Below are 14,852 nucleotides of genomic sequence, written 5' to 3' on the forward strand. Positions count from 1 at the left end.
GCATAGCTTAAAACTAAGCTATGCTTCTTGTAAAAATATCTTTTTAAACTCAACTATCGCTACTTCTAATTTAGCTTTTATTTCATCTGTTAAAACTTTTTCTTCAGCAATTTGTTTTCCTAATTCTCTATAATGAGTATCTACATATTCTAACAATTCTTTTTCAAATTTCTTTATATGTTCTACTTTTATATCAGATAAGAAATCATTAACTGCTGTATATAATATAACAATTTGTTTTTCAACTTCTAAAGGTTTGTATTGATCTTGTTTTAATATTTCTACCAATCTCTTACCTTTTTCAAGTCTCTTTTTAGAATCTTTATCTAAATCTGATCCAAATTGAGCAAATGCTGCTAATTCTCTATATTGTGCAAGTTCTAGTCTTAATGTACCTGTTACTTGCTTCATTGCTTTAATTTGAGCATTACCACCAACTCTTGATACTGATATACCAGCATTAACAGCAGGTCTTTGTCCAGAATTGAATAAATCAGATTCTAAGAATATTTGACCATCTGTAATTGATATAACATTTGTTGGTATATATGCTGTTATGTCTCCAGCTAGAGTTTCTATTATAGGAAGAGCTGTTAATGATCCTCCACCTTTTTCATCTGATAATTTAGCTGCTCTTTCAAGCAATCTTGAATGAATATAGAAAACATCTCCTGGATAAGCTTCTCTGCCTGGCGGTCTTCTAAGAAGTAATGACATTGTTCTATAAGCTACTGCGTGCTTAGATAAATCATCATAAACTATCAATACATCTTTTCCTTGATTCATGAAGTATTCACCAATACTACATCCTGCATATGGAGCAAGATATTGTAATGGGGCAGAATCTGCTGCTGTTGAACTTACTATTATACTATAATCCATAGCACCCATTTCAGTTAATGTATTAACTATATGTGCAACTGTAGATTGTTTTTGTCCAATAGCTACATAAATACATATTACATCTTTTCCTTTTTGATTTAATATAGTATCTATAACAAGTGCTGTTTTTCCTGTTTGTCTATCGCCTATTATAAGTTCTCTTTGACCTTTACCTATTGGTATCATTGAGTCAATAGCTTTAATTCCTGTTTGTAATGGTTCATTAACAGAACTTCTATCTATGATGCTAGGTGCTTTAACTTCTATAGGTCTAGTTTGATTTGTGTTTATTGGGCCTTTTCCATCAAGTTCTTCACCTAATGAATTAACAACTCTACCTATTAACGCTTCACCTACTGGAACTTCAACTATTTTTCCTGAACCCTTAACAATATCTCCTTCTTTTATACCTTCTTCATTTCCTAAAAGAACACATCCGACATTGTCTTGTTCTAGATTTAAAGCCATTCCATATACATCATTTGGAAATTCTAGTAATTCGCCTTCCATACAGTTATCTAATCCATAAACTCTTGAAACTCCATCTCCGACTTGAATTATAGTACCAGAATCTACTGTTTTTATTTGTTTTTCATATTTTTCTATCTCTTTTTTGATAATAGAAGTTATTTCTTCTGGCTTAATATTCATGGATTCACCTCTATTTCTGTTTAAGCATTAAATCTTTCATTTCTTCTATTTTAGATTTGACAGTATCATCTATTACATCATTACCAACTCTTACATAAACTCCACCTAATAAATTACGATCTACTTCAGTTTCAAATAAAATATTTTTATCATATTTCTTTTGAAAAATATTTCTTAAGTTATCAAGTTCATTTGATAAAAGTGGTATAGCTGTTTTTATAATACCTTTTAATGTATTTTTTCTTTCAAGATCTATCTTTTCCATCTCATTTAATTTTTCTCTAAGATAAAGTATTCTATCTTTTTCAATTAATATAAGAAGAAAAGAAAGTAACTCTTCATCAATCTTGTTTTTAAAAATACTAATAAATGTTTTCTTTTTTTTCTTTGTACTTATTTGAGGATGTTTTATTACTTCATGAAATTCATGATTGTTTTCAATAAGCTCACAAATTTCTCTTAAATCTTGTAAGTATTCATCCACTTTTCCTTTTTTTTCAGCAACTTGGTAAAGTGCTAATGCATATCGCCTATCTAAGTATTCATACATAGCTACATACCTACCTTAGTAATAAAATCGCTTATAAGTTCTCTATGTTTACTTTCATCTATGTTTTCTTCTAAAGCCTTAATTGAAAGTTCTATAGCTAAATCTACTGCTTGTTTTTTTATTTCATACTCAGCTTTTTCTTTTTCACGTTGTATATCAGTTTTAGCTCTTTCTAATAAAGATTTAGCTTCTTCATTAGCATCTTCTACTATTTCATCATATACTTTATTAGCTTTTACTTTTTGATTTTCGGTAATTTTCTTACCTTCTTCTTTAGCTGATTGCAATATTCTTTGATTTTCTAGTAGATACATTCTTGCTTTTTCTGAGTCTTCATCAACTTTTAATAATTGTTCATCAACAAAATCTTGTCTTTCATTAATTATACCTTTTATTTTGTCCCAGAAAAAATGCTTTAAAATAGCAACTAGAATACAAAAGTTAATTATTGTCATCAAAATTACTGAATAATTAGTTTCCATATCCTTATCTATATCCTCCCTTCGGAGTCAATATAATCAACTCATAAATATTATTTTGTTGTCAATATCATAAATGCAATTATTAATCCATAAATAGCTGTTGCTTCTGCAAGCCCAGCTCCTATGATTAATGCAGTTTGAATTTTACTTGCTGCTTCTGGTTGTCTTGCAATTGCCTCTGTAGCTCTTCCTGTAGCTATACCAATTCCAATACCTGCCCCTAATCCTGTTAATACAGCAATACCTGCTCCGATAACTGCTAAATTCATCGTAATTCCTCCTTAAAATAAATAATTTTTCACTAATGTTCTGCTGTTGTTTTAATATTAATTATAGTTAACATAGTAAATACTAGCATTTGGATTGTTCCATCAAACAAATCAAAATATCCATGGACTATTATTGGTAAACCAATTTGAGCTACCATGCCTATATGTCCTAATGCATTATATACTAAATCAACTAAAATTGTCGCTGCTAACATGTTACCAAAAAGTCTGAGTGCTAAAGATACAGGTAACATAACTCTTTCCATAATATTTATAGGTAACATACCTATAAATGGATGTCCAAAACCTTTTAAATATTTGCCTAAGCCATTTCTCTTAATTGCAGTAAAATTAATAACTACAAATGTTGTAATTGCAAGACCAACAGTTACACTTAAGTTTTGTGTTGGCGGTTTTATACCAACTAATCCTGTAAAATTTAATAATAGTAAGTAAATTATCAATGTACCTACATAGGGTACAAACCCTACATAACTTTCTCCCATAGTATTACTAACAAGTGAAGTTACTGTTTCATAAAACTTTTCTAATGCAGCTTGTTTCTTATCTGGCTTTTGTTTTAAATTCCTTGTTAGTAAATATGCCGTTATTGCTACAGCTAGAATTATTATCCATTGAACTATTACTTCTGGAATAATATCTACTGGGAAATCTCCAATTTTAAAGGAAAATACAACCTTACTGGGTTCCACTTTAAACACTTCCTTTCTTACTGTTTATACAGTTAAATGTTAAAAATACATAATGTGAGATAAAGCCACACATATAACAAGAAATGTATTCTACATTTTTTATAAAAGGTAATGATGCTAAAATTACAATACCTATTTTTAATGGTACACTCATAGTTATGTATTTATTTTTATTACTATATCCTAAAAAACTTCTGGTAATATACACATTTATCATAAAGTTAATTAAAGATACTATAATACCTGCTAAATATATACTTGCATCCTTAAAAGAAAAAAGGATACTTATAATTAAAGATACTAAAAGTCCACCCCTTAAATCTAATTTAATCATATCTTTAAGAAGTTTAATCGGCTCTCTATTCATAATTCTCTCCTCTTGACTTCAATATGACATATTATATAACCATATCAATGTTTAATAAAATACTATTTATAGTAATAAATTGCTTTTTATTCTCATAATATGTGTTTATCTTCTATTTCCTTTGGTATATGAAGGTAAATTTCTCATTTAATCAAATTATCTTTAAAAATAAAATAATCAACTTCAATTCTTGCAATTATCAGAATATTCATTTTTTTGAATATTTTCTTTTTTTTTATGGTATCGTTTTCTAATGTTATTTTACATGAATATACAAGTTTTATTAAACTTTATTCAATTTTTTTGTTAGATTTTTTTGTAATTTTGTAAAACGTTGTCGTTTTTGTTTTTGTACTAATGAATATAAAAAATTTGCTTTATTCAATTTTTTTTTTAAAAATTCATTGATAAACCCAGTTACAGGCTTATAATCACTTTATTAAGTAGTATTTATAATTATTTAATTCAATATTGTTCTTTACATCTTGCATATATTCTTATTACATATACCATTAAATAGAGCAAAATTTGAAATTTGTAGGAATTCATTCATAACTATTATATTTATGTTATGTAATTTTATTACCTTTTATTATAATAAATTATAATAATTTATTATTACTGTATAAAAAAACTACACTTATAAATTAACTTTTTATTTGTAAATTACAATCTTTAAATCTTATTTATTAATTTAATTAAAAATTAATAACTAGAATTTTAAAATTATGATTAAAATCCTTAATCTTTCTAAGATAATATGCTTTAAAATACTTATTAAGAACCTTTCATTTAACTTTCCAGTCTCAATTTTCAACTAAACATTTACCTTAACCTAGATTTTATAAACCTTTTAAACTTTAAAAAACGGTATTCTAAAAGTTATCCACAAATTCTTTAATAATATAAATTCCTAAAGAATAAAAAAATTGCTATGATTAATAATCATAGCAATTTTCTTAAGAGTAATTAGTACTACTAATTATAGTCTTTCAACTATAAGAGCAGTTCCCATTCCTCCACCTATACAAAGTGTTGCTAAACCTTTTTTAGCATCTCTTTTTTCCATTTCATGAAGTAATGTAACAAGAATTCTACCACCAGATGCTCCAACTGGATGTCCTAATGCGATAGCTCCTCCATTAACATTAACTTTTTCCATATCGAATTTTAAATCTCTAGCAACTGCTAAACTTTGAGCTGCAAAAGCTTCATTAGCTTCGATTAAATCCATATCATCTATTGTTAAGTTAGCTTCTTCTAAAGCTTTCTTAGTTGCATGGAATGGTCCATATCCCATTATAGATGGATCTAATCCTTTTGATCCGTAAGAAAGTATTTTAGCTAATGGCTTAACTCCTAATTCTGCTGCTTTTTCAGCACTCATAACAACGAAAGCTGCTGCTCCATCATTTATTCCTGAAGCATTACCTGCTGTTACTGTTCCTTCTTTAATGAAGGCTGGTTTTAATTTAGCTAAAGATTCTTTAGTTGTTCCAAATCTTGGGAATTCATCAGTATCAAATACTTTTGGTTCTCCCTTTCTTTGTGGAATCATAACTGGAACTATTTCATCTTTAAATCTTCCAGTTTCAATTGCTTTTTGAGCTTTTTGTTGAGATGAAGCTGAGAAAGCATCTTGTTCTTCTCTAGTTAATCCCCATTGTTTTGCGATATTTTCAGCAGTAACACCCATATGATAGTTGTTAAATGCATCCCATAATCCATCTTTTATCATAGTATCTGTCATTTTAGCGTCGCCCATTCTTTGGCCCCATCTAGCACCTGGTAATACATATGGTGCTGCTGACATGTTTTCCATACCACCAGCAACTATAACATCAGCATCTCCTGCTTTTATCATTTGAGCTGCTAAACTAACTGCTCTTAATCCTGAACCACAAACTTTGTTGATTGTCATTGATGGAACTTCTACTGGTAATCCTGCTTTAACAGATGATTGTCTAGCTGGATTTTGTCCTAAACCAGCTTGTATAACATTACCCATTATAACTTCTTCAACAGCTTCTGGTTTAATACCAGCTCTGTTTACAGCTTCTTTAATTACAGTTGCTCCTAATTCTACTGCTGGAACAGTTTTTAATGATCCACCAAAGCTTCCAAGAGCTGTTCTTACTGCACTTACAATAACTACTTCTTTCATGTGTAAATCCTCCTAAAAATTATATATGTTTAATATCCTTATCGTTAAATTATTAACATAACATAATTATACATTTATTTTTTTTATTAATCAAGACTTTATTGTTAAATTTTAGACAAAGTTTATATTTATATTTTAAATTCTTCAACTTCTTTTTCACTTAACTCAAAATATCTCAATATAGAATCTACTATTCTAATTGAAGCAACACCATCTCCGTATGGATTTACTGCTTTACTCATACTACTATATGCATCAACATCTTTTAATAATTTATTTGCTTCACTAACTATTTTTTCTACATCAGTACCAACTAGTTTAACTGTTCCATATTGTACTGCTTCTGGTCTTTCTGTAACATCTCTTAATACTAATACTGGTTTTCCTAAATGTGGTGCTTCTTCTTGTAATCCACCTGAATCAGTCATAACTAAATATGATTTATTCATTAAATTATGAGTTTCTTTAGTATCTAATGGTGGTAATAAATGAACTCTGTCTAAATTGCCTAATTTTTCAAACACTACATCTTTAACAATTGGATTCAAATGAACTAAATATACTAATTCAACATCTTCATTATTTAAAACGATTTGCTTTAATGAATCACAAATATTATTTATTCCTTCACCCCAATTTTCTCTTCTATGAGCCGTTACCATTATAACTTTTTTATTAAAATCTATTTTCTTTAATTCATCATTTTCAAATTCATAATTTTCCTCTACTGTATACTTCATAGCATCTATAACAGTGTTTCCAGTTATATAAATAATATCTTCTGAAACACCCTCTTTTAATAAATTCTCTTTAGAACTTTTTGTCGGTGCAAAATGTAAATCAGACAAGTTTCCTGTTAGCCTTCTATTCATTTCTTCAGGAAATGGGAAATATTTATTAAACGTTCTAAGTCCAGCTTCTACATGACCAACTTTTATTTGCTTATAAAATGCTGCTAATGCTCCTGCAAAAGTTGTTGTAGTATCTCCATGTACTAATATCATATCCGGCTTTTCTTGTTCAAATATTTCTTCTAATCCCTCTAATACTTTGTTTGTTATTCCAGTTAAAGTTTGTCTTGTTTTCATTATATTTAAATCAAAGTCTGGTTTTATATTAAATAACTCTAAAACTTGATCCAACATTTCTCTGTGTTGAGCTGTAACGCACACCTTAGATTCTATTTCTTCTCTTTTTTTTAGCTCTTGAACTAATGGAGCCATTTTTATTGCTTCAGGTCTCGTTCCAAATATAGTTATAACTTTCTTTTTACTCATAGTATTTCCTCCAATCTGCGATAATAGATCTTACATACTTATTTTTTATATATAAAAATCTATTAATTCTTCTTAATATTTTTTGCATTATGTTTGTATATATTCTAAATTTAATCTATATAATTTTTTAATAACCAAAGTTCTCATTTATATTTAATGAATCATCATTTTTTACCCAATCTTCTACATCTATTTTAATGTAATCTTCTTTATCCTTTCTTATAACAACATAAGAAATTCCAGCATTAATTATAAGTCTTTTACACATAGAACAAGAATTAGCATTTTCCACATATGATCTTGTCTTAACATCTCTTCCTACTAGATATAATGTTGCTCCAATCATATCTCTTCGTGATGCACTAATTATAGCATTAGCTTCACTATGTACACTTCTGCAAAGTTCATAATGTGTTCCTCTAGGGACTTGTAATTTTTCTCTTATGCAACTATTAATATCTATACAGTTCTTTCTTCCTCTTGGAGCTCCGGTATATCCTGTTGATATTATTTCATCATTTTTAACTATTATTGAGCCATAATTTCTTCTTAGGCATGTACCTCTTTCCAATACAGTTTCAGCAATATCTAAATAATAATTCTCTTTGATTGTTCTTTCCATTTTTAATTCTCCTAAAAATAACATTATTTATGTTAATTATAACAGATAAATTTAAAAGGAGTATCTTTAAAATTTTTATTTAAGATACTCCTTTTGTAATAATATAAAATATTATTTAGTTCCGAATAATCTGTCTCCGGCATCGCCTAATCCAGGAACTATATAACCTTTTTCATTTAATTTTTCATCTACAGAAGCTACATATATATCTACATCAGGATGTTTTTGTTGTACTAATTCTATTCCTTCTGGAGCTGAAATTAAACACATTAGTTTTAAATTCTTAGCCCCTTTTTCTTTTAACATAGTTAATGCATCCGCTGCTGAACCACCTGTAGCAAGCATTGGATCTACAACTATAACATCTCTTTCTTCTATATCTTTTGGAAGCTTACAAAAATATTCTACTGGTTGTAATGTTTCTTCATCTCTATATAATCCTATATGACCGATTTTAGCAGCTGGTATTAAACTAAGAACACCATCAACCATTCCAAGACCTGCTCTTAAAATAGGCACTATAGCCATTTTCTTTCCAGAAACAACTCTACATTTTGTTTTACAAACAGGAGTCTCAATTTCTACTTCATCCATATTTATATCTCTTGTTGCTTCATAAGTTAGTAACATTGAGATTTCTTTTACTAATTCCTTAAAATCCTTTGATCCTGTATCCTTACTTCTTACCATCGAAAGCTTATGTAGCACTAATGGATGATTAACTTCAATTACTTTACTCATATTTATCCCTCCAAAATTAAATGTTTAAATATATTAAAATTAATATTATTTACTGTGTTTAGCTTCTATTGCACTAATCTTATCTATTCTCTTTTGATGTCTATCACCTTCAAACTTAGATGATATAAAAGTTTTTACTATGTCTAAAGCAAGACCAGTTCCAACAACCCTTTGACCTAATGTTAATATATTTGCATTATTATGTTGTCTTGTTGCATGTGCACTAAAAGTATCTGAACATAATGCAGCTCTTATACCTGCAACCTTATTAGCAGCAATTCCTATACCTATTCCTGTACCACAAACTAATATTCCAAGTTCGAATTCCTTAGCTACAACAGCTTCTGCTACTGGTAATGCTATATCTGGATAATCGCAAGATTCTGTTGAATGTGTACCAAAATCTTTAACTTCATGTCCTTCACTTTCTAGAAATTTTATAATTTCTTGTTTTAATTCAAATCCACCATGATCGCATCCGATTGCTAATTTCATAATCAAAACCTCCATACTATAATATATCTATTCATAAAAAAAGAAGAAAAAGCAGATTATTAAACTTTATCTTCCTCTTATTTTAAGCAATAATCAAAATCTTATTTATATATTCTTGTAAAATTATACTTCTATAATATCAAATCCAGCTGCTTTATTTAGTCTATTCATAATAGCTATTCCTACACCTTTTTCTTCATAAGCCTCTGCTAATATTACATCTGCACCTAAATCATCGCATTTTCTTAATGATTCAAATAAATTTTGTGCAACCATAAGTAAATTTTCTCTACTGCCTAGTACTACTTTGATTCCTTTATTATATTCTTTTTCATTTTCTTGTATTGTAAGTATACACACCTTTTTATTATTATCTATATAATAATCTACCATTTCTTTCATTTTTTCAATAGTTTTTTTTCTTTCACCTGAAATTATCTTAACTTTAGCTTTAGGTGCATAGTGTCTATATTTCATTCCTGGTGCTTTTGGTTTTAAATCACCAGTACTCTTTTTCATTATAGCTCCATCTATTTCTATTCTATTATCTATCTGTTTTAACATTTCTAAAGTTATTCCACCTGGTCTTAATACTAATGGTGGATTAACTGTACAATCTAATATTGTTGATTCTAATCCTATATCACTTTTATTTCCACCGACTATACAGTCTACTCTACCTGACAAATCTTCTATGCATCTTTCTACATCTGTCGGGCTAGGTCTTCCACTTATATTAGCAGATGGTGCTGCAATAACCGTATTAGACATCTCTATTAATTTTAATGCTATTTCATTATTAGGCATTCTTATTCCTATAGTATCTAAATTTGCACTAGTCATATTAGGAATTATAGACTTCTTCTTTAAAATTAATGTTAATGGACCTGGCCAATATTTGTCTATTAATTTTTGAGCTATTTCTGGTATATCTTCAACTAAATTTTCTATATTTTTTGATGCAACATGAACAATTAAAGGATTATCTTGAGGTCTTCCTTTAGCTATAAAAATTTTTTTAACAGCATCTTCATTTAACGCATCAGAACCTAATCCATATACAGTTTCTGTTGGAAAAGCAACTATGCCACCATTTTTTATTATTTGTGCTGCTTCTTTCATTTTTTCTTCATCATCAATAATATTATTAATTTTTATAATATTGGTATTCAAAATATGTGCCTTCTTTCTTTAAACTATTGTTTGTCCTCGTGCAATCTTTATATTTTGTATACTATAATCAGTATATATAGCTTTAACACAATTTCTATATATGCAGTCTAATAATAAATACTTCTTTAATCCGCCTTTTCTTACTATTTGAAAATAATAGGTTTTATTTGGATTTTTCTCCTGTATCTTATCATATTCCTTTTTTATTTTAGGATGTCTTTTAAGAAAATTAGCATCTACAGTTCTCAATAGACTATTTTTAAATGAGACACTTGTAATAATAATTATTTCCATATCATAATCCGATTTATTAGTATGTACTAAAACAACTTTGTCACATAATATTAACGATGTTGTTGTTAATATTCCTGTTTTAAACGTTAGACGATTATTATTACATCTGTATTCTACCTTATATCCATTTAATTTAATAAGTATAGAAATTACTATTAAAAATTCAATAAAGGTTAAATATATTAAATAAAATACATTTAAAAGATTAGTTATTAATAAAACTGCCGGTAGTGTAGTTGCTAATATTATCATAAATATTATAAATCTTTTTAAAGATGATTTTTCTTTCTTTATAGCAGTATAAATATCTATAACATCACCCCCTATTATTTAAAAGCCTCACATTCTAAAATGTAAGGCTATTAAATAATGTCTGACATTTAAAGTAATGTCTTACATTTCACTATTTCCCATTTTTTGCATTTTTTCTGCTTGATCTGCAGTTATTAATGCATTTATCATTTCTTGAACATCCCCATCTAAGAATGAATCTAATTTATATAATGTTAATCCAATTCTATGGTCAGTAATTCTTCCTTGTGGATAGTTATATGTTCTTATTCTTTCACTTCTATCACCAGTTCCTACTTGGCTCTTTCTATCTGCAGCTATTCCATCTGCTCTTTCTTGTTCTGCTTTTTCAAATAATCTTGATCTAAGAACTTTCATAGCTTTTTCTTTGTTTTTTAATTGAGATTTTTCATCTTGACATGATACAACAAGACCACTAGGTAAATGTGTTATTCTTACAGCTGAGTCTGTAGTATTAACGCATTGTCCACCATGACCAGAAGCTCTAAATACATCTATTCTAACATCTTTGTCTGCTATTTCTATTTCAACATCATCAACTTCTGGTAATACTGCTACTGTTACAGTTGAAGTATGTATTCTTCCACTAGATTCTGTATCTGGAACTCTTTGAACTCTATGTACTCCACTTTCATACTTTAATTTTGAGTATGCTCCATTTCCTTTAATCATAAAGACAACTTCTTTAAAACCACCAATATCAGTTTCATTTAAACTCATTATTTCTGTAGACCATCTTTGTCTTTCAGCGTATCTTGTATACATTCTAAATAAATTGTATGCAAATAAAGCAGCTTCTTCTCCACCTGCTCCACCTCTTATTTCAACAAAAACGTTCTTATCGTCATTTGGATCTTTAGGAAGTAATAATATTTGAATTTCTTTTTCTAATTCTACTTCTCTTTGAGATAAAGATGATATTTCTTCATTAAGCATTTCTTTCATTTCTTTATCGCTTTCTTCGTTTAGCATATCTTTATTAACTTCTAAATCTTCAATTACTTGTTTGTATTCTTTATATGCATTAACAATGATTTCTAAGTCAGATTGTTCTTTGCATAATTTTCTCCATTCATTTTGATTTTGCATAATTGATGGATCACTAATTTTAACTGATAGTTCATCATACTTATTTTCTATAAAGGCTAATTTATCTAATAACATTTAATCACTCCGTAATTCATTTTTACACATATCATATATAAAATATTTTTAATAATATATTTTAATTTCACTTCAAAAATTTCGTTAAATATGGTCTTATTAAATGAAATATTATTTCCTTAAATTCAAGACCACTTAGTATTATAGCATATTTTTAAACTCTTAATCAATAATCAGGTATATATAGAATGTATTCTTTAGTTAATTAAATTTATTATACCCTCTTATATAAAAATAAATTTATAATAATTTTACATTTAAGTTCTTATTTATAATATTTTCCTAGTACTACTCTATCTAATCCTGCTAAATCTTTTATTATTTTTACTTCAATAAAATTCTTTTCTTCCATTAATCCTTTTACATCAGTACCTTGATTATAACCTATTTCAAATGCTAATATTCCGCTTTTATTTAAAACACTTATACTTTCATTTATTATTCTTTTATAAAAATCTAATCCATCTTTTCCACCACTCAAAGCTATGTGTGGTTCATAATTTTTAACATCTTCCATTAAATCATTTATTTCGCATTCTTCTATATATGGGGGATTAGAAACTATAATATCATATATCTTTGCTTCATTTATGCTTTTATTCAGTAGGTCACTCTTTATAAAACTTGCTCTATCTGAAACATTAAATTTTTCTATATTAATTAATGTAACTTTTTCTGGACTTTCATAATAATCAATTAAATCTACATTAATATCTTTTCTTAAATTAGCTAAAGCTACTCCTATCGCACCTGAACCACAGCATAAATCACATATATTTTTGCTATTATTTTCATCTATATATTTTAAAACTTCCTCAACCAATATTTCTGTATCTGCTCTTGGAATAAGTACTCCTGGTTCTACATAAAAATTCATATTCATAAATTCACATTCATTTAATATATATTTAACTGGCATTTTTTCTTTTCTCTTATTAACAAGTTCCATATATATTTTTTCATTTGTTTCATCTATTTTTTCTTCTCTATGCGTTATTAAATATATCTTTTCTTTATTTAATACTTTACCTAATAATAATTCTGCATCTAATCTTGAAGTACTAATTCCACAGTTCTTCAAAATAGCAGTTCCTACATTTAATAATTCACCTATATTTTTATTATTCATCATCTTCAATACCTTCCGCTGCTTTAAGTGATGCAATTGCAACTTCTATCTGATAATCATCTGGTTCCTTTGTAGTTAAGTATTGTAATTTTAATCCTGGCCATGCAATTGCTTTTGCCAAAGAATTGTTATTCTTTCCTAACCATTTTATCAATTCATAAGTAATACCTGTAATTACAGGTATTAATACAATTCTTAATATTAATCTTTCGGTGATACTTCCCCATCCTGTAAAAGAAAATACAATTATACTAACAAACATTATTAAAAATAAAAAATTTGTTCCACATCTAGGATGAAATCTACTACACTTTTTAACATTTTCCACAGTTAACTTATCCTCATGTTCATAACAAAATATAGTTTTATGTTCTGCTCCATGATATTCTAGAACTCTATATATATCGTCTAATTTACTTATAATAAACATATAGCCTATAAGTATAATTATTCTAATAATAGCTTCTATAAAATTTAACAAAACATGAGATATAGTAAAATTTTTAAACAAAGCTGCTATACTAGTTGGCAATAATACAAAAAGAGCTATAGATATCATAAATGAAAATATTAAAGTCATAGCCATGATTAAATCATTTGATTTATCTCCTAATTTTTTATTAATCCATTTTTCAAATTTTGAAGGTTCCTCATCTTCATAAAAAAACGATGCAGAGTAATTTAATGAATTCATTCCAACTTTTAATGAATCAATTAATACAAAAAAACCTCTTAAAAAAGGAATATTTAAAAATTTATATTTTTTAGTTATTGATTCTGTTTTATCCATCTTTATTTCTATGTTTCCTCTTGAAGTTCTAACAGCTGTAGCTAAACCTCTGCTACCTCTCATCATGACACCTTCAATAACTGCTTGACCTCCGACATCACATCTTTTCATATCTCTTCTCCCTAATTATCATTTATTTTTCAATTAATCTTTTTATATTTGTAATAACATTCACCACATAAAGATTCATAATGAACATCATTTTCTTCATCTATTGCCACTTGTTGTCCTTGAAATACAAATTTATCATTAATTTTTCTACCATTTAATATAGCTTTTTTTCCGCATGCACATATTGTCTTCATTTCTTCAATGCTATGTGCTAATAATAATAATCTTGTACTACCTTCAAATCCATTCATTTTAAAATCCGTTCTTAATCCATAACATATAATAGGAATATCTAATGTAACAGCAATCTTAAATAACTGATCTATTTGATTTGATTTCATAAATTGTACTTCGTCAACTAATAGACAATCAATTTTTGATTTTTGATTTATATATTCTGATACTAAATCAAAAATATTATCTTTTTCTGAAATTATAATATCTACTTTTTTTTCCACACCAAGTCTAGATACTATTTTATCTCCACCTTTATTATCAACAGATGGCTTTATAATAACTACATTCATTCCCCGTTCTTCATAATTATACGCCACTTGCATTAAATGAGTAGATTTTCCAGAATTCATTGCTCCATACCTAAAATATAATTTGCTCATGCTTAAATACTCCTCTTCTTTTAATTATCTTAATCGATTATAACATTTA

At 27.6% G+C, this 14,852-nt stretch carries 15 protein-coding genes and 1 pseudogene; all 16 read right to left on the reverse strand.

The genetic code is table 11. From position 1 onward, the window contains the following. Positions 1 to 18: 18 nt before the first annotated feature. The 16 genes and pseudogenes from atpA to NG904_RS09970 all read right to left on the reverse strand — a co-directional run bounded on the left by atpA (position 19) and on the right by NG904_RS09970 (position 14,803). Positions 19 to 1,533: a F0F1 ATP synthase subunit alpha gene (atpA, locus tag NG904_RS09895; RefSeq protein WP_252216350.1), complete on the reverse strand. Its 1,515-nt coding sequence runs from the start codon at positions 1,531 to 1,533 to the stop codon at positions 19 to 21. Between the two features lie 10 nt (positions 1,534 to 1,543). After that, a complete protein-coding gene (locus tag NG904_RS09900) occupies positions 1,544 to 2,083 on the reverse strand; it encodes a F0F1 ATP synthase subunit delta (RefSeq protein ID WP_252231410.1) in 540 nt (179 codons plus the stop codon). A gap of 2 nt (positions 2,084 to 2,085) precedes the next feature. Continuing rightward, on the reverse strand, positions 2,086 to 2,565 hold the full coding sequence (locus NG904_RS09905) for a F0F1 ATP synthase subunit B (RefSeq protein WP_252216345.1): 480 nt from the start codon (positions 2,563 to 2,565) through the stop codon (positions 2,086 to 2,088). Between the two features lie 50 nt (positions 2,566 to 2,615). Next, positions 2,616 to 2,834 (reverse strand): ATP synthase F0 subunit C, encoded by a 219-nt coding sequence (atpE, locus tag NG904_RS09910; protein WP_252231412.1) that lies wholly within the window; start codon positions 2,832 to 2,834, stop codon positions 2,616 to 2,618. A gap of 32 nt (positions 2,835 to 2,866) precedes the next feature. Further along, positions 2,867 to 3,547, reverse strand: a complete 681-nt coding sequence (locus NG904_RS09915) for a F0F1 ATP synthase subunit A (protein WP_252231414.1) — start codon at positions 3,545 to 3,547, stop codon at positions 2,867 to 2,869. A gap of 1 nt (position 3,548) precedes the next feature. After that, entirely contained in the window at positions 3,549 to 3,914 is a 366-nt protein-coding gene (locus NG904_RS09920; RefSeq protein ID WP_252224391.1) for a hypothetical protein, read from the reverse strand. Positions 3,915 to 4,896: 982 nt separating this feature from the next. Continuing rightward, positions 4,897 to 6,078, reverse strand: a complete 1,182-nt coding sequence (locus NG904_RS09925; RefSeq protein ID WP_252231416.1) for an acetyl-CoA C-acetyltransferase — start codon at positions 6,076 to 6,078, stop codon at positions 4,897 to 4,899. 128 nt (positions 6,079 to 6,206) lie between these two features. After that, a complete protein-coding gene (gene wecB, locus NG904_RS09930) occupies positions 6,207 to 7,355 on the reverse strand; it encodes a non-hydrolyzing UDP-N-acetylglucosamine 2-epimerase (protein ID WP_252231418.1) in 1,149 nt (382 codons plus the stop codon). A 127-nt stretch (positions 7,356 to 7,482) separates the two neighbouring features. Beyond that, the gene (locus NG904_RS09935) at positions 7,483 to 7,977 is read right to left on the reverse strand and encodes a deoxycytidylate deaminase (RefSeq protein WP_252231423.1); all 495 of its coding nucleotides are present in this window, start codon (positions 7,975 to 7,977) and stop codon (positions 7,483 to 7,485) included. Between the two features lie 111 nt (positions 7,978 to 8,088). Further along, positions 8,089 to 8,718, reverse strand: coding sequence for a uracil phosphoribosyltransferase (upp, locus tag NG904_RS09940; protein WP_252216329.1), 630 nt, complete (start codon positions 8,716 to 8,718; stop codon positions 8,089 to 8,091). Between the two features lie 45 nt (positions 8,719 to 8,763). Beyond that, positions 8,764 to 9,213: a ribose 5-phosphate isomerase B gene (gene rpiB / locus NG904_RS09945; RefSeq protein ID WP_252224387.1), complete on the reverse strand. Its 450-nt coding sequence runs from the start codon at positions 9,211 to 9,213 to the stop codon at positions 8,764 to 8,766. 123 nt (positions 9,214 to 9,336) lie between these two features. Next, positions 9,337 to 10,386 (reverse strand): L-threonylcarbamoyladenylate synthase, encoded by a 1,050-nt coding sequence (locus NG904_RS09950; RefSeq protein ID WP_252231432.1) that lies wholly within the window; start codon positions 10,384 to 10,386, stop codon positions 9,337 to 9,339. A gap of 18 nt (positions 10,387 to 10,404) precedes the next feature. Continuing rightward, positions 10,405 to 10,992: a hypothetical protein gene (locus NG904_RS09955; RefSeq protein WP_252216388.1), complete on the reverse strand. Its 588-nt coding sequence runs from the start codon at positions 10,990 to 10,992 to the stop codon at positions 10,405 to 10,407. An 81-nt stretch (positions 10,993 to 11,073) separates the two neighbouring features. After that, positions 11,074 to 12,156, reverse strand: coding sequence for a peptide chain release factor 1 (gene prfA / locus NG904_RS09960; RefSeq protein ID WP_252216321.1), 1,083 nt, complete (start codon positions 12,154 to 12,156; stop codon positions 11,074 to 11,076). 265 nt (positions 12,157 to 12,421) lie between these two features. Further along, positions 12,422 to 14,186 (reverse strand): annotated as a pseudogene (gene prmC / locus NG904_RS09965) (peptide chain release factor N(5)-glutamine methyltransferase). A 29-nt stretch (positions 14,187 to 14,215) separates the two neighbouring features. Continuing rightward, positions 14,216 to 14,803, reverse strand: coding sequence for a thymidine kinase (locus NG904_RS09970; RefSeq protein ID WP_252231434.1), 588 nt, complete (start codon positions 14,801 to 14,803; stop codon positions 14,216 to 14,218). Positions 14,804 to 14,852: the final 49 nt, after the last annotated feature.

The sequence above is a fragment of the Clostridium sp. ZBS15 genome, assembly GCF_023845705.1.
Classification (GTDB): domain Bacteria; phylum Bacillota; class Clostridia; order Clostridiales; family Clostridiaceae; genus Clostridium; species Clostridium aquiflavi.

Coding starts and splice junctions, on each gene's coding strand:
- atpA (WP_252216350.1), bottom strand. CDS start 1,533: ATGAATATTAAGCCAGAAGAAATAACTTCTATTATCAAAAAAGAGATA.
- NG904_RS09900 (WP_252231410.1), bottom strand. CDS start 2,083: ATGTATGAATACTTAGATAGGCGATATGCATTAGCACTTTACCAAGTT.
- NG904_RS09905 (WP_252216345.1), bottom strand. CDS start 2,565: ATGGAAACTAATTATTCAGTAATTTTGATGACAATAATTAACTTTTGT.
- atpE (WP_252231412.1), bottom strand. CDS start 2,834: ATGAATTTAGCAGTTATCGGAGCAGGTATTGCTGTATTAACAGGATTA.
- NG904_RS09920 (WP_252224391.1), bottom strand. CDS start 3,914: ATGAATAGAGAGCCGATTAAACTTCTTAAAGATATGATTAAATTAGAT.
- NG904_RS09925 (WP_252231416.1), bottom strand. CDS start 6,078: ATGAAAGAAGTAGTTATTGTAAGTGCAGTAAGAACAGCTCTTGGAAGC.
- wecB (WP_252231418.1), bottom strand. CDS start 7,355: ATGAGTAAAAAGAAAGTTATAACTATATTTGGAACGAGACCTGAAGCA.
- NG904_RS09935 (WP_252231423.1), bottom strand. CDS start 7,977: ATGGAAAGAACAATCAAAGAGAATTATTATTTAGATATTGCTGAAACT.
- upp (WP_252216329.1), bottom strand. CDS start 8,718: ATGAGTAAAGTAATTGAAGTTAATCATCCATTAGTGCTACATAAGCTT.
- rpiB (WP_252224387.1), bottom strand. CDS start 9,213: ATGAAATTAGCAATCGGATGCGATCATGGTGGATTTGAATTAAAACAA.
- prfA (WP_252216321.1), bottom strand. CDS start 12,156: ATGTTATTAGATAAATTAGCCTTTATAGAAAATAAGTATGATGAACTA.
- NG904_RS09970 (WP_252231434.1), bottom strand. CDS start 14,803: ATGAGCAAATTATATTTTAGGTATGGAGCAATGAATTCTGGAAAATCT.